Raw genomic sequence first — 14,813 nt, 5'->3', positions numbered from 1 at the left:
GCCACCCGCGCCACCTGAACACGGCCTGGGCACGGGGGCGCGTCCGGGGCGGCCCCGGCGGGTGGGGGCCGGAGGGCTCGGTTGTGACGTGAGGGCCCGGCCGGGGAGCCGGCCTCGGCCGGGGCCTCGCGGGGGTCAGGAGCCGCCGGTGTGGACCTGGAACGCGGCGCGGCGGACCGCCTTGGCCAGGGCCGGGTCCGGGTGGGCGGCGGCCAGGGCGACCAGCACCTGCACGGTGCGCGGGTGCCCGGCCTCGCGGACCTCCCTCAGCAGCGCCGGGACCGTGCCCTGCACGGCGGTCTCCAGGTGCCGTACGAGCAGGTCGCTCTCGCCGTGGTCCACGACGGCCGCGGCGGTGTCCACCCAGAGCCAGGTGGCCTCCTCGCGGGTGAGGACGTCGGCCGCCTCGTCCGGGTCGGCGCCGTCGTGCTCGGCCAGCCAGAGCAGGGCGTACGGGCGGAGGGAAGGTTCCTCCGCGGCGGCGCGCACCTCGGCCTCGGCGGCGGCGCCCACGACGCGGAGGGCCTCGAAGGCCAGCCCGCGCAGGAGGGCGTCGTCGCCGCGGGCGACGGTGAGCAGCTCGGCGACGGCCTTGCCGACGGGGCGGGCGGCGAGCCACGCGCGGTACTCGGCGCGGGCCGGGCCCGGGGTGAGCCGTACGCAGCCGCGCAGCATGTCCTCGGCGGACTGCTCGATGTGCCCGGCGGGGCTCTGGGCGGCCACGCAGATCTGCTCCAGCTTGACCCAGACCGCCCAGTTGCCGAGCGGGGTGAGCGTCGCCTGGCCGGGGCCGAGAGTCAGCGCGCCGACGGAGGCGAGGCCCTCCAGCGCCCAGTCCAGCAGGCGGGGCAGGGCGTCCGGGTCCGGGGCCTCACCCGTGCCCGGGTCCTCCGCCCGGCCGCCCCGGGGTTCGCCCGGCGCGGGGGGTTCGGTGTCGGTGGCGTACGGGACCTCGCAGCGCTGCTCGCGCAGTTCCGCGACGCGCTGCTGGAGCAGGTCCAGCAGGGCCGGTACGAGGACGGGCCCGGCGGACAGCTGGAGGAGGGAGAGGACCTGGGGGACGGCCTCCACGACCTCGGCGACCGCGGCTGGCTCGGCGTCCTGCGGGGCGGGGTGGGCGAGCGACCAGGCGTCGAGGAGCGCGACCCAGCCGCGCAGGGCGGCGGAGTCGTCGCGGTCCCAGGCTCGCAGCCGCCAGCCGGGGCGGACCGTGTCGCCGTGGATCTCGACGAGGCCGGCCAGCCGGGCGCGGTCCCACGCCGTGCGGACCTGTTCGGGTGTCAGGCCGAGTGCGGCGGCTGCCCGTTCCCGCGCGGAGCCGGGTGCGGTGACGGTGCCGCGGTCGACGGCGGCCCAGCGGGCGACGCGTACGGCGTCCGCCAGGACCTGCCGGGCCTGGCGGGCCAGCTCGCCTCGCGGCGGCGTCCCCTCCGGCGGACGCGGGGCCGGCCTCGTCCGTCGGTCGGCCACCGCCCTGCGGGCGGTCGTCGCCAGCGACCGGGGCCGGACGAGTCGGAGTCTGGAGTTGCGCGCCAGTTGCTCATCAGGCTTTCGAGACGTCACGGGGGCAGTCTTCCCGTTGACGGCCCGAAAGCCCAAACGGAGGGCGGCGCTCGGTCGCCCGGGGCCCCGCGCGGCGGGCTCAGAGGAGGGGGGTGAGGAAGCGGCGCATGGCCTCCTCGTACCGCTGGGGGTCGGCGTTCCACATGGCGGCGTGGGGCGCGTCGCGGACCGTGTGGAGCGTGACGAGGCCGGGGCGCCGCTCGGCGAAGGCGCGGGTGGCGGCCCAGGGGGCGACGGTGTCGTCGGGGCCGTGGACGACGAGGGCCGGCACCGTGAGCGCGTCGGGGTCGGTGGTCTGGCCGGGGCCGGGGCCGCGCAGCCCGGTCCTGCCCTGGGCTGCGCGGACGGCGAGCGGCAGCAGCGCGGCGGGGACCCGGCGGGCGGCGGCCAGGGCGCGCAGGGCGGCCTCCCAGTCCAGGACCGGCGAGTCGAGGACGACCCCGGCGATCCGGTCGCGCAGGGGGCTGTGCGCGGCGGTGTGAAGGGCCATGGCGGCGCCGGTGGACCAGCCGTGCAGGATCACGCTGCGCGCGCCGTGGCGGACGGCGTGGTGGACGGCCGCGTCGAGGTCGCGCCACTCGGACTCGCCGAGGTGCCCGAGGCCGTCGGCGGGGCGGGGCGCGCCCGGGTCGCCGCGGTAGGCGATGTCCAGCACGGGGAAGCGGAGCCGTCCGCTGAGGAAGCCCAGCACGTTCAGCGGGTGCTCGCGGGTGGTGCCCAGGCCGTGCGCGGTGATCACCCATGTGTTGCGGGCGGCGGGGACGTACCAGGCGGGCAGCGGGCCCAGCTCGCCGGTCATCTCGACGTCCTCGTAGGGGATGCCGAGCGCGGAGGCGGGGGTGCCGGAGTGGAGCCGCGGGGTGAGGCGGACGCGGGTGCCGGTCTCCAGGGTGCCGTGCGTGACCCGTTCGAGGCGGCGGACGACCGTGTCGGGGGCGTGCGGGACCTCGTCGAGGACGGGGCCCACGACGGCGTGGACGCCGGGTCCCTCCAGGCCGTACACGCCGGGGCGCAGGGAGGGCAGGGCGCGGGTGAGGGTGATGCGGCCGGGGCCCGTGGCGTGCACGGTGAGCCGGGGCTCGCCGGGCAGGGGGCGGCCGGGGCGGGGCCTGAGCGCCACGCCGCTGGCGTACCGGCCGGCCGCGACGGCGGCCGTTCCGGCACCGAGGACTGTGGCTGCGGCGGCTGCCGCGGCTGTTGCGGAACGCACTCGTCCAGTGTCCGCACGAGTGCGGGGTCCTGCCAGTGGGCGCCCACGCGAGAGTGAGCCTCCACCAGGCTGCGGGGTACCCCGCCCGGCAGGGGTTCGCACCCGCGCCCGGCGCCCCGCCCCGTAGGTGGCGCCCCCTGTACGCGAGGCGCAGGCACGGGCCCGCCTCCGTTGTGCCCACTGGTGGAAGGCGCTGAAACCGGCACCCGGCAGGTCCGCTGTGCCCCCCAGGGCGGGCCAGCTGCCCGCAGCGGGGAGCGGACGCGGCCCGCAGGGGCGGGCCAGCTGCCCGCGGTGAAAGTGGGGCGGGCTAGGTCCGGGGGCCGTAGGTGTGGAGTTTGGTCGCGGCTTCTGACAGCTGGGAGGGGGTGAGGAGGGCCGGGGTGAGGGTGGGGTGGGAGGCGGCGGTGAGCCAGACGCGGCACATCCACTCCAGCTGGGCCGTGCGGTCGTACGCCTGGTCGAGTGTGGCGCCGTACGCGACCGTGCCGTGGTTGCGCAGGAGGCAGGCCGTGCGGCCGGTCAGGGCCGTCAGCATGTGGTCGGCCAGCTCGCGCGTGCCGTAGAGGGCGTACGGGGCGACCCGGACCGGGCCGCCCAGGTCGGCGGTCATGTAGTGGACCGGCGGCAGCTCGTCCACGAGGGTCGAGACGGCCGTGGCGTGCACGGCGTGGGTGTGGACGACGGCCCCGGCGCCGGTGGAGCGGTACACGGCGAGGTGCATCGGGAGCTCGCTGGTGGGCGGGAGGGCTCCGCGCAGCCGCCGCCCGTCCAGGTCGACCGCCACGACGTCGTCCGCGCCCAGACGGGAGTAGGGGACGCCGCTCGGGGTGACCAGGACCAGGTCCCCGACGCGTACCGAGACGTTCCCGGACGTGCCGACGACCAGCCCGTCGGCGACCGTCCTGCGGGCCGTGTCCAGGAGGGCGTCCCACGCCTCGTCGACGGCCGTCCCTGATGCCTCGCCCTGCCGTGTCCCGGGGTCGTTCACCATGCGGTGATCATGCCAGCGGGGCGAAGGGGGTGAAAAGTGACGAGGGTCTCGGCGGAGGCGGTTTCGGGAGGCGGGAGGCCCTGAATCCCGGGCCGGGACGTAACCGGAACCCCGTTTCACGGGTTGAGACATCGTGCAGCCTGGTTCAGTTCACCTTCCGTTCACCCAGGTTGCCTACGTTCAGCGAGCCACTGACGTCGAACGATTGCCTGGGTAAATGGAACACATCACGCTGCTGCTCGCCATTGTGGTCGTGACAGCTCTCGTGTTCGATTTCACAAACGGTTTCCACGACACCGCCAACGCGATGGCCACGACCATCTCGACCGGCGCGATGCGGCCCAAGGCGGCGGTGGCCATGTCGGCCGTGCTGAACCTCGTGGGCGCGTTCCTCTCCGTGGAGGTCGCCAAGACGATCTCCAAGGGGCTCGTCGACGAGACCGGCATCCAACCGGAGGTCATCCTCGCCGCCCTCGTCGGCGCGATCCTGTGGAACCTCCTGACCTGGCTGGTCGGTCTGCCCTCCAGCTCCTCGCACGCCCTCATGGGCGGCCTGATCGGCGCCACCGTCGCGTCCATCGGCATCAGCGGCGTCAACGGCGGCGTCGTCCTGACCAAGGTCCTGATCCCGGCCATCGCCGCCCCGGTGGTCGCCGGTGTCGCCTCCATGGTCGCCGCCCGGTTCACGTACAAGGTCGGCGACAACATCGACGAGAAGACCGGCCGCAAGGGCTACAAGGCCGGCCAGATCGCCTCCGCGGGCCTGGTCTCCCTCGCCCACGGCACCAACGACGCGCAGAAGACCATGGGCATCATCACCCTCGCCCTGGTCGCCGGCGGCGCCCTCGCCCCCGGCTCCAACCCGCCGGTGTGGGTCATCGTCTCCGCCGGTGTGGCCATCGCGCTCGGCACCTACCTGGGCGGCTGGCGCATCATCCGCACCATGGGCAAGGGCCTCACGGACCTCCAGCCGCAGCAGGGCTTCGCCGCCCAGACCGGCGCCGCGACCGTGATCCTGGCCTCCTCCCACCTGGGCTTCTCGCTCTCCACCACGCATGTGTGCTCCGGCGCCGTGATGGGCGCGGGTCTCGGCCGCAAGGGCGGCGTGGTCCGCTGGTCCACCGCCACCCGGATGTTCGTCGCCTGGGGCCTGACCCTGCCGGCCGCCGGTCTGGTCGCCGCGCTCGCCGAGCTCGTCGCCCGCCAGGGCGACTGGGGCATCGCGGTCGTCTCCGCCTTCCTCGTCGGCTCGTCCGCCGCCATCTGGTTCATCTCCCGGCGCCAGGTCGTCGACCACACCAACGTCAACGACGTCGAGGACGCCGCCGAGGCGCCCGCCGACGCCGAGCCCGCCGGGGTCGTCACCACCGCCATCGCGGCCGTCACCCCGCCGCCCGCCGGCACCGTCGCCGCCGACCTCGCGGACGACGACGCCCTCAAGACCACCATCCCGGCCCCGGCCGCCGCCTCCGGCGCGTCGCCCACGGCCTCGGTGTAAGGAAAGAACGGCATCGCTATGGACATCGACTGGGCAGCCCTCGGCTCCGTCTTCGGCGTGGGCCTCGTCACCACCGTCACACTCGTCGGCCTGTTCACCCTCGGCCTCATCGGCCTCTCCAAGCAGGAGCAGGCCTCCGCCCAGGGCGGTTCCGCCGCACTCGCCCGCACCGGCGCGTACGTCTGCTTCGCGCTGTGCACGGCGGCCATCGCGTACGGGATCTACCTGATCGTGGCCTGACCAGGGCCGAAGCATCCGGCTGGGCCGGTCGTACCCCCGTGGTACGACCGGCCCGGCCGTCTTCGCGCCCCGCCGCTGTGGGGCGCGGCACACCGCTTAGCCGCAGGTCAAGGGTGAGTTGACGGGCCTTCGCGGGCCGTGGTGGACTGCCGGGGCCATATCCGGCGGCAGGAGAGGAAGCCCGGTGCGAATCCGGCGCGGTCCCGCCACTGTCACCGGGCTCTCGCGCGGCAGCCGCCGCCTGAAGCCCGGGAGCCAGGAACTCTCACCGCCGGTCACGTCGAGCCAGGGCGCGGACCCTGAGTGAGGACATTGCGCATGCCCGGCTGCGTTCCTTCCCGTACGTCGAGAACCACCCCGAGCCCCGGCACGCGGGCCCGTGGCCGATCCGGCGCGGCGGGCTGCTGAGCCGATGCGGGACGACCGAGTCTTCGCTTACGGCGCCACCGCCGGCCTCCTCGCCGATCTGATCCTCGCGGACCCCCGCCGCGGCCACCCCGTCGCCGCCTTCGGGCGCGCCGCGGGCGCCGTGGAGCGCGCGCTGTGGCGCGACCACCGCGGCTGGGGCGCGCTGCACACCGCCGTGTGCGCCGGAGGCGCCGCCGGGGCCGCCGCGCTCGCCGCCCGTGCCGTACGGGGCCGGGGCGCCGCCCCCGTCGCGCTGACCGCCGCCACCGTGTGGGCCGTCGTCGGCGGCACCTCGCTGAGCCGGGAGGCGCGCACCATCGGCGCCGCGCTGGCCGCCGGGGACGTGGACGCCGCGCGCGAGCGGCTGCCGCACCTGTGCGGGCGCGACCCGCAGGCCCTGGACGGTCCGGGCATCGCGCGGGCCGTGGTGGAGTCCGTCGCCGAGAACACCTCCGACGCCGTGGTCGGCGCGCTCGTGTGGGGCGCGCTCGGCGGCGTGCCGGGGCTGGTCGCGTTCCGCGCGGTCAACACGCTGGACGCCATGGTCGGGCACCGCTCGCCGCGCTACCGCCGCTTCGGCTGGGCGTCGGCGCGGCTCGACGACGTGGCCGGGGCGCCCGGGGCACGGCTGACGGCCGCGCTCGCCGTCGTCGCGGGCGGCGACCGGCGCGGGGCCGTACGGGCGTGGCGCGAGGACGCGCGACGGCACCCGTCGCCCAACGCGGGGCCCGTCGAGGCGGCCTTCGCGGGGGCCCTGGGCGTACGGCTCGGGGGCACCCTGTCGTACGGGGGGCGGGTCGAGCACCGGCCGGTCCTCAACCCACCCGGGCGGGACGTCGGGGTGGCGGACATCGAACGGGCCGTGCGGCTCTCACGGCGCGTCGGCGGGCTGGCGCTCGCCGTGTGCGCGGGCGGACGGCTGCTGTACGGGGCGTGGAAGCGGAGGGGCGCGTGAGCGGGGGGCTGCTGGTCGCGGGGACGACGTCCGACGCGGGCAAGAGCGTGGTGACGGCCGGGATCTGCCGCTGGCTGGTCCGGCAGGGCGTGAAGGTCGCGCCGTTCAAGGGGCAGAACATGTCCCTGAACTCGTTCGTGACGCGCGAGGGCGCCGAGATCGGGCGGGCGCAGGCCATGCAGGCGCAGGCCGCCCGGGTGGAGCCGACCGCGCTGATGAACCCGGTGCTGCTGAAGCCGGGCAGCGACCGGTCCAGCCAGGTCGTGCTGATGGGCCGGCCGGTCGGCGAGCTGAGCGCGCGCGGCTACCACGGCGGGCGGCAGCAGGCGCTGCTGGGCACGGTCGTGGAGTGCCTGCAGGAGCTGCGCGCCACGCACGACGTGGTGATCTGCGAGGGCGCGGGCAGCCCCGCCGAGATCAATCTGCGGCGCAACGACATCGTCAACATGGGCATCGCGCGGGCGGCGGGCTTCCCCGTCGTCGTGGTCGGCGACATCGACCGGGGCGGGGTGTTCGCCCAGTTCTTCGGGACGACGGCGCTGCTCGCGCCCGAGGACCAGGCGCTCGTCGCCGGGTATCTCGTCAACAAGTTCCGCGGTGACGTGACGCTGCTGGAGCCGGGCCTCGACATGCTGTACGACCTGACGGGGCGCCGCACGTTCGGGGTGCTGCCGTACGCGCACGGGCTCGGCATCGACGAGGAGGACGGCATGGGGGTCCCCCCTGCTCGAGCGGAGTCGAGAGCTCGGGGGAGGGTGTCGCTGCCGGGCGCCGTGCGGGAGTCGGTGGTCGCCCCGCCGGTCGGCGAGGACGTGCTGCGGGTCGCCGTGTGCGCCGTACCGCTGATGTCGAACTTCACGGACGTGGACGCGCTGGCCGCCGAGCCGGGCGTCGTCGTGCGGTTCGTGGACCGGCCCGAGGAGCTGGCCGACGCGGACCTGGTGGTCGTGCCGGGTACGCGCGGCACGGTGAAGGCGCTGGCGTGGCTGCGGGAGCGGGGCCTGGCCGACGCGCTGGCCCGCCGGGCCGCCGAGGGGCGCCCGGTGCTGGGCATCTGCGGCGGCTTCCAGGCGCTGGGCGAGCACATCGAGGACGACGTGGAGTCGCGGGCGGGCGCCGTCGAGGCGCTGGGCCTGCTGCCGGTGCGAGTGCGGTTCGCGCCCGAGAAGACCCTCGCGCGCCCGGCCGGCGAGGCGCTGGGCGAGCCGGTGGAGGGGTACGAGATCCACCACGGCGTCGCGGACGTACGGGGCGGGGAGCCGTTCCTGGACGGGTGCCGCGTCGGGGCCGTGTGGGGCACGCACTGGCACGGGTCGCTGGAGAGCGACGGGTTCCGGCGGGCGTTCCTGCGGGAGGTCGCCGCGGCGGCCGGGCGGCGGTTCGTCCCGGCGCCCGACACGTCGTTCGGCGCGCTGCGCGAGGAGCAGCTGGACCGGCTCGGGGACCTGATCGAGGAGCACGCGGACACGGACGCGTTGCTCAAGCTCATCGAGTCCGGCCCGCCCGGCGGACTGCCGTTCGTCCCGCCGGGGGCGCCGTGAGCGGCCACCCCGTGCCCGGCCCCGGTCTTGGTTCCGGCCCCGGCCGCGCAGACGTGCTCAGCTCCGCAGACGTGCCCGGCCCCGTACATGTGCCCGGCTCCACAGACGTGCCCACCCGCAGCAGTTCCCTCGAAAGGGGTGCCCGTTAATGGCCTCGGTTCCCTATCCGTTCACCGCGGTCGTCGGCATGGACGACATGCGGCTGAGCCTGCTGCTCAACGCCGTGTCGCCGGGCATCGGCGGGGTGCTCGTCCGGGGTGAGAAGGGCACCGCCAAGTCCACGCTGGTGCGTTCCCTCGCCGCGCTGCTGCCCGCCATGGACGTCGTCCCCGGCTGCCGCTTCTCCTGCGCGCCCGAGGCTCCCGACCCGGAGTGCCCCGACGGGCCGCACGAGTCCGCGCCCGGTGTCCCGCGTCCGACGCGGCTGGTCGAACTGCCCGTCGGCGCGTCCGAGGACCGGCTCGTCGGGGCGCTGGACATCGAACGGGCCCTGTCCGAGGGCGTGAAGGCGTTCGAGCCCGGGCTGCTCGCGCGGGCGCACCGGGGCATCCTGTACGTCGACGAGGTCAACCTGCTGCACGACCACCTCGTCGACCTCCTGCTGGACGCCGCCGCCATGGGCGCCTCCCACGTCGAGCGCGAGGGCGTCTCCGTACGGCACGCCGCGCGGTTCCTGCTCGTCGGGACGATGAACCCGGAAGAGGGCGAGCTGCGCCCGCAGTTGCTGGACCGGTTCGGGCTCACCGTGGAGGTGGCCGCGTCGCGGGACCCGGAGCAGCGGGTCGAGGTGGTGCGGCGGCGCCTGGCGTACGACGACGACCCGGCGGGCTTCGCGGCGCGCTGGGCCGGCGAGGAGGCCGCGCTGCGCGAGCGGATCGTGGCCGCGCGGGCGCTGCTGCCGCGGGTGCGGCTCGGTGACGACGCGCTGCGGCAGATCGCGGCGACGTGCGCGGCGTTCGAGGTGGACGGCATGCGCGCGGACATCGTGATGGCCCGTACGGCGACGGCGCTCGCCGCGTGGGCGGGGCGCACGGACGTGACGGTCGAGGACGTACGGCAGGCGGCGCTGCTGGCGCTGCCGCACCGGCGGCGGCGCTCCCCGTTCGACGCGCCGGGACTGGACGAGGACAAACTGGACGAGACGCTGGAGGAGTTCGGCGGCGGGGACGACGAGCCCGAGCCGGACCCGGAGGGCCCCGGTGACGACGGCCCGGACGGCGACGGGGGCGGTCCCGGCGACGGCGGTCCGGACGGAGGCGGTGGCGGCGGGGGCGTTCCGCCGCAGGCGCCCGGCCCCGAGGCGGAGTCCGCCGCGCAGGAGCCGTCCGGTGACCGGCCGGAGGCGGAGCCCTCCCCCGCCGCGGGCCCCGCGCCCGCTCCGGGCACGGGCCCGGCCCGCGAGCAGTCGCCGGTCGGGGCGGCCGAGCCGTTCCGTACGAAGGTGCTCACCGTTCCCGGAGTCGGCGACGGAGCCGCCGGGCGCCGCTCCCGCGCGCGTACCGAGCACGGGCGCACCACCGGCGCGCGTCGGCCCCGGGGCGCGCTGACGAAGCTGCACCTGGCGGCGACCGTGCAGGCGGCCGCCCCGCACCAGCGGGCGCGCGGCCGGTCGGGCGCGGGCCTGGTCGTCCACCGCGACGACCTGCGCCAGGCGGTGCGGGAGGGGCGCGAGGGGAACCTGGTGCTGTTCGTGGTGGACGCGTCGGGGTCGATGGCGGCGCGGCAGCGGATGGGCGCGGTGAAGGGCGCCGTGCTGTCGCTGCTGCTCGACGCGTACCAGCGGCGGGACAAGGTGGGTTTGGTGACGTTCCGGGGGCGGGACGCGGAGCTGGTGCTGCCGCCCACGTCGTCGGTGGACGCGGCGGCCGCCCGGCTGGAGCGGCTGCCGACCGGGGGCCGTACGCCGCTGGCGGCGGGCCTGCTGAAGGCACATGACGTGCTGCGGGTGGAGCGGCTGCGCGACCCCGCGCGGCGGCCGCTGCTCGTGGTGGTCACGGACGGGCGGGCGACCGGCGGGCCGGAGCCGCTGAGGCTGGCCGCGCGGGCGGCGGGGCTGCACGCGGCGGAGGGCACGGCGTCGGTCGTCGTGGACTGCGAGACCGGACCGGTGCGGCTGGGTCTCGCGGCGGAGCTCGCGCGTGATCTGGGCGGTACGGCCGTGACGCTCGACGAGCTGCGCGCGGACGCGATCGCCGGTCTGGTCAAGGATGTTCGTACTACGAGGAGGGCCGCATAGTGCCGCAGGGACAGCCGACCGTCGTTCCGGACGACGGTCTCACGACCCGCCAGCGCCGCAACCGCCCGCTGGTGATGGTCCACACGGGCGTGGGCAAGGGCAAGTCGACCGCCGCCTTCGGGATGGCGCTGCGCGCCTGGAACCAGGGCTGGCCGGTCGGGGTGTTCCAGTTCGTCAAGTCGGCGAAGTGGAAGGTCGGCGAGGAGAACGCCCTCAAGGCGCTCGGCGAGACCGGCAAGGGCGGCCCCGTCACCTGGCACAAGATGGGCGAGGGCTGGTCGTGGATCCAGCGCGAGCCCGCCGAGGGCGAGCTGTCGCACGAGGAGAAGGCCCGGCAGGGCTGGGAGCAGGTCAAGCGGGACCTGGCGGCGGAGACGTACCGCTTCTACGTGCTGGACGAGTTCGCCTATCTGCTGCACTGGGGCTGGATCGACACGGCCGAGGTGATCGAGGTGCTGCGCGACCGGCCCGGACAGCAGCATGTCGTCATCACCGGCCGCAACGCCCCGCAGGAGCTGATGGACTTCGCGGACCTGGTCACCGACATGTCCAAGGTGAAGCACCCGATGGACGCCGGTCAGAAGGGCCAGCGGGGCATCGAGTGGTAGCACGTCTCGTCATCGCCGCGCCGTCGTCCGGCGCGGGCAAGACCACGGTCGCGACCGGTCTGATGGCCGCGTTCGCGGGCCGTGGTCTCGCGGTGTCGCCGCACAAGGTCGGCCCCGACTACATCGATCCGGGGTACCACGCGCTGGCGACGGGCCGCCCGGGCCGCAACCTCGACGCGTTCATGTGCGGTACGGACCTGGTGGAGCCGCTGTTCGCGCACGGCGCGCGGGGCTGCGACCTGGCCGTGGTCGAGGGCGTGATGGGGCTGTACGACGGCGCCGCCGACCAGGGCGAGCTGGCGTCCACGGCACAGGTGGCGAAGCTGCTGCGGGCGCCGGTGGTGCTGGTCGTGGACGCGTCGTCCCAGTCCCGGTCGGTGGCGGCGCTGGTGCACGGGTTCGCGTCCTGGGACCCGGAGGTGCGGATCGGCGGGGTGATCCTCAACAAGGTCGCCACGGACCGGCACGAGCACCTGCTGCGGGAGGCGCTGGGCGAGTCGGGCGTGCCCGTGCTGGGCGTGCTGCGGCGGGCCCCAGCCGTGTCCACGCCGTCGCGGCACCTGGGCCTGGTCCCGGTCGCCGAGCGGCGGGCGGAGGCCGTGGACGCCGTACGGGCGCAGGCGGAGCAGGTGCGGGAGGGCTGCGACCTGGACGCGCTGCTGGCGCTGGCCCGTTCGGCGCCGCCGCTGCGCGCCGGGGCGTGGTCGGCGGAGGCGGCGCTGGCGGATGCTTCCTCCGGGGCCGTGGCCGGGGCTTCCGGTGCCGGGGGGCCGGGGGCCGGTGCTTCCGGGGCCGGGCGATCCGGTGCTTCCGGTCTCGGGCGGCTGGGTGCCGGGGCCGGGGAGCGGCCGGTGGTGGCGGTGGCCGGCGGTGCGGCGTTCACGTTCTCGTACGCCGAGCACGCCGAGCTGCTGGCGGCGGCGGGCGCCGACGTGGCGGCGTTCGACCCGCTGCGGGACGAGAAGCTGCCCGAGGGCACGCGCGGGCTCGTCATCGGCGGCGGCTTCCCCGAGGTGTACGCGCCCGAGCTGTCGGCCAACGAGGCGCTGCGGGACGCGGTGGCCGCGCTGGCGCGATCGGGCGCCCCCGTCGCGGCGGAGTGCGCGGGCCTGCTGTACCTGGCGCGGTCGCTGGACGGCAAGCCGATGTGCGGCGTGCTGGACGCGGACGCGCGGATGTCGGAGCGGCTGACGCTGGGCTACCGGGACGCGGTCGCGGTGAGCGACAGCCCCGTCTCGGCTGCCGGGACGCGGCTGCGGGGCCACGAGTTCCACCGTACGGTGATCGACCCCGGCGCCGGGACGAACCCGGCGTGGGGGCTGCGGCAGCCGGAGCGGCGCGTGGAGGGCTTCGTCGTGGGCGGGGTGCACGCCAGTTACGTGCACACGCACTGGGCGGCGCTGCCCGGGGTAGCGCGGCGGTTCGTGGAGCACTGCCGGCCGTGAGCCTGGTGGTCGGGGTCGGCGCCCGGCGCGGGGTGACCGCGCGTGAGGTGTGCGACCTGGTCGCGGAGGTGCTGCGGGAGGCGGGCCGGGGCCCGGAGGAGGTGGTGGCGCTGGCGACGGTGGCGGCGAAGGCCGGTGAGCCGGGTCTCGTGGAGGCCGCGGCCCGCCTCGGTGTCCCCCTGCGCGCCCACCCGGCGGACGCGCTGGCCCGCGTCCGGGTCCCCCACCCGTCGGGCGCGGCGCTGGCGGCGGCCGGTACGGCGTCGGTCGCGGAGGCGGCGGCGCTGCTGGAGGCCGCGGCCCTGGCCTCGGTGGCGCGCGGGGGCGAGGCGAGTGCGGCTGGCGCCCGGGAGGTCACGGCCGAGGCCGCGGAGGCGGGTGTTCCGGCGGAGGCTGACGGGTCGGCGGAGGCCGGTGGGTCGGGGGAGGCTGGTGGGGCCGCGGAGGCCGGTGTTCCCGCGGAGGTGGTGGCTCCGGCGGAGGTGGTGGCTCCGGCGGAAGCCGGCGGGTCGGCGGAAGCCGTGGCCCTGGTGGACGGTGGCGCGCTCGGCGGACGGTTCGGGCTGACGGGGGGTGAACTCCTCGTGCCGAAGCGGAAGCCCGCCTCCGGAGCGGCGCGTGTGACGTGCGCGGTGGCGGTGGCGTACGGGGACGGGAGGTTGCCTTCCGAGGCCCCGGGGTACCACCGTGGAGACGCGGTGTTCGAGTTACGGGCGCCGTGTCGAACCGCTGATCCCCGCGCCGGATACCCCGTCCGGCCACCGAACGCCACACGGTGGGCCGCCGACGCCGTCGGCCCGCCGTGACACCCCCCCACTGTCCCCCACCCGGCTGGCGGCCATGTATACCCACACAGACAGCGACAGACCGTTCCCCGGCCCCCGCGACGCGGACGCTTACGACCTGCGGCACCACGGCGATGTGGAGGTCCGCGACGAGAAGCTGACCGACCTCGCGGTCAACGTCCGTACGAACACCCCGCCCGAGTGGCTGCGGGAGCGCCTCGTGGAGTCCCTCTCGGGGCTCGCCGCGTACCCGGACGGGCGGGCCGCGCGGGCGGCGGTCGCCGAGCGGCACGGGCTGCCTGCGCGGCGGGTGCTGCTGACGGCGGGCGCGGCGGAGGCGTTCGTCCTGCTGGCGCGGGCGCTGCCGGTGCGGCGGCCGGTCGTGGTGCACCCGCAGTTCACGGAGCCGGAGGCGGCGCTGCGGGACGCGGGGCACCAGGTGCGGCGGGTGCTGCTGCGCGAGGAGGACGGCTTCCGGCTGGACCCCGCGCGGGTGCCCGAGGACGCCGACCTGGTGGTGATCGGCAACCCGACGAACCCCACATCCGTACTGCACCCGGCGGAGACCGTCACGGCGCTGGCGCGGCCGGGGCGGACCCTGGTGGTGGACGAGGCGTTCATGGACGCCGTGCCGGGCGAGCGGGAGGCGCTGGCGGGGCGTACGGACGTGCCGGGGCTCGTGGTGCTGCGGAGCCTGACGAAGACCTGGGGGCTCGCGGGGCTGCGGATCGGGTACGTGCTGGCCGCGCCGGACACGGTCGCCGCGCTGGAGCGGACGCAGCCGCTGTGGCCGGTGTCCACGCCCGCGCTGGTGGCGGCCGAGGCGTGCGTGTCGCGCGAGGCGCTGGCGGAGGCCGAGGAGGCGGCGCGGCGGGTGGCCGTGGAGCGGGCCCATCTGCTGGCCGGGCTCGCGGAGTTCGACGAGGTGCGCCCCGTGGAGGCCGCCGAGGGGCCGTTCGTCCTGATCCGGGTGGAGGGCGCGGACGTCGTACGGGAGCGGCTGCGGTCGCTGGGGTTCGCGGCGCGGCGCGGTGACACGTTCCCGGGGCTGGGGCCGCAGTGGCTGCGCCTGGCCGTGCGGGACCGGGCCACGACGAATCGGTTCCTCCAGGCCCTGGACCAGGCCCTGGTGATGGCGGGCTGCTCCCGGCCGGGTCAGTCGTAGGCGCGGAACGGGCGCGGCCACGGACGCCCTGACCGCGTCGTGGGCGGGCGTACGGGGGCGTGGGCGGCGTACGGGCCCCCGCCGGGCCCTGGTGGGCGCGGCGGGGGCCGGCGAGCGGTCGCGCACCGCCCTGGCGGTTCCTCGCGCACCGCCCTGGCGTACCCC

At 76.3% G+C, this 14,813-nt stretch carries 12 protein-coding genes and 1 riboswitch; of the genes, 9 read left to right on the top strand and 3 right to left on the bottom strand.

The genetic code is table 11. The annotated features are described in order from the left end of the window. Nucleotides 1-135: 135 nt before the first annotated feature. The 3 genes from J116_RS22415 to J116_RS22405 form a co-directional block, all read right to left on the bottom strand. The gene (locus tag J116_RS22415) at nt 136-1,563 is read right to left on the bottom strand and encodes a hypothetical protein (protein WP_079147793.1); all 1,428 of its coding nucleotides are present in this window, start codon (nt 1,561-1,563) and stop codon (nt 136-138) included. Between the two features lie 79 nt (nt 1,564-1,642). Beyond that, nucleotides 1,643-2,773: an alpha/beta hydrolase family protein gene (locus tag J116_RS22410; RefSeq protein WP_023589323.1), complete on the bottom strand. Its 1,131-nt coding sequence runs from the start codon at nt 2,771-2,773 to the stop codon at nt 1,643-1,645. A gap of 310 nt (nt 2,774-3,083) precedes the next feature. After that, a complete protein-coding gene (locus tag J116_RS22405) occupies nt 3,084-3,767 on the bottom strand; it encodes a class II aldolase/adducin family protein (RefSeq protein WP_023589322.1) in 684 nt (227 codons plus the stop codon). Between the two features lie 217 nt (nt 3,768-3,984). Here J116_RS22405 and J116_RS22400 point away from each other — a divergent pair, with 217 nt between their 5' ends. The 9 genes from J116_RS22400 (at nt 3,985) to cobC (ending at nt 14,648) form a co-directional block, all read left to right on the top strand. Then, nucleotides 3,985-5,265, top strand: a complete 1,281-nt coding sequence (locus J116_RS22400; RefSeq protein WP_023589321.1) for an inorganic phosphate transporter — start codon at nt 3,985-3,987, stop codon at nt 5,263-5,265. Nucleotides 5,266-5,283: 18 nt separating this feature from the next. Next, nucleotides 5,284-5,505 carry a hypothetical protein gene (locus J116_RS22395; protein WP_023589320.1) on the top strand — a complete coding sequence of 74 codons (222 nt, stop codon included), beginning with the start codon at nt 5,284-5,286 and terminating at the stop codon, nt 5,503-5,505. A 173-nt stretch (nt 5,506-5,678) separates the two neighbouring features. Then, nucleotides 5,679-5,770: riboswitch (cobalamin riboswitch) on the top strand. A 147-nt stretch (nt 5,771-5,917) separates the two neighbouring features. Continuing rightward, nucleotides 5,918-6,868, top strand: coding sequence for a cobalamin biosynthesis protein (locus J116_RS22390; protein WP_023589319.1), 951 nt, complete (start codon nt 5,918-5,920; stop codon nt 6,866-6,868). After that, nucleotides 6,865-8,409 (top strand): cobyric acid synthase, encoded by a 1,545-nt coding sequence (locus J116_RS22385; protein ID WP_023589318.1) that lies wholly within the window; start codon nt 6,865-6,867, stop codon nt 8,407-8,409. Before J116_RS22390 ends, J116_RS22385 begins: the two co-directional genes overlap by 4 nt. 148 nt (nt 8,410-8,557) lie before the next feature. Next, entirely contained in the window at nt 8,558-10,645 is a 2,088-nt protein-coding gene (locus tag J116_RS22380) for a putative cobaltochelatase (protein ID WP_023589317.1), read from the top strand. Next, entirely contained in the window at nt 10,645-11,253 is a 609-nt protein-coding gene (gene cobO / locus J116_RS22375) for a cob(I)yrinic acid a,c-diamide adenosyltransferase (RefSeq protein WP_023589316.1), read from the top strand. The genes J116_RS22380 and cobO overlap by 1 nt, the downstream gene beginning before the upstream one ends. Beyond that, on the top strand, nt 11,247-12,698 hold the full coding sequence (locus J116_RS22370; protein ID WP_023589315.1) for a cobyrinate a,c-diamide synthase: 1,452 nt from the start codon (nt 11,247-11,249) through the stop codon (nt 12,696-12,698). The genes cobO and J116_RS22370 overlap by 7 nt, the downstream gene beginning before the upstream one ends. After that, entirely contained in the window at nt 12,695-13,504 is an 810-nt protein-coding gene (locus J116_RS31540) for a cobalamin biosynthesis protein (protein ID WP_023589314.1), read from the top strand. Before J116_RS22370 ends, J116_RS31540 begins: the two co-directional genes overlap by 4 nt. Nucleotides 13,505-13,538: 34 nt before the next feature. Beyond that, nucleotides 13,539-14,648, top strand: a complete 1,110-nt coding sequence (gene cobC / locus J116_RS22360; RefSeq protein WP_023589313.1) for an Rv2231c family pyridoxal phosphate-dependent protein CobC — start codon at nt 13,539-13,541, stop codon at nt 14,646-14,648. Nucleotides 14,649-14,813: the final 165 nt, after the last annotated feature.

Source organism: Streptomyces thermolilacinus SPC6 (assembly GCF_000478605.2).
GTDB lineage: Bacteria > Actinomycetota > Actinomycetes > Streptomycetales > Streptomycetaceae > Streptomyces > Streptomyces thermolilacinus.
Note: the sequence above shows the minus strand (reverse complement) of the source record. Positions and strands in the feature narration are given on the sequence as shown.

What these genes read in the sequence shown, in the direction of transcription:
- J116_RS22405 (WP_023589322.1), bottom strand. Translation starts at nt 3,767, where the DNA reads ATGGTGAACGACCCCGGGACACGGCAGGGCGAGGCATCAGGGACGGCC.
- J116_RS22400 (WP_023589321.1), top strand. Translation starts at nt 3,985, where the DNA reads ATGGAACACATCACGCTGCTGCTCGCCATTGTGGTCGTGACAGCTCTC.
- J116_RS22395 (WP_023589320.1), top strand. Translation starts at nt 5,284, where the DNA reads ATGGACATCGACTGGGCAGCCCTCGGCTCCGTCTTCGGCGTGGGCCTC.
- J116_RS22390 (WP_023589319.1), top strand. Translation starts at nt 5,918, where the DNA reads ATGCGGGACGACCGAGTCTTCGCTTACGGCGCCACCGCCGGCCTCCTC.
- J116_RS22380 (WP_023589317.1), top strand. Translation starts at nt 8,558, where the DNA reads ATGGCCTCGGTTCCCTATCCGTTCACCGCGGTCGTCGGCATGGACGAC.
- cobC (WP_023589313.1), top strand. Translation starts at nt 13,539, where the DNA reads ATGTATACCCACACAGACAGCGACAGACCGTTCCCCGGCCCCCGCGAC.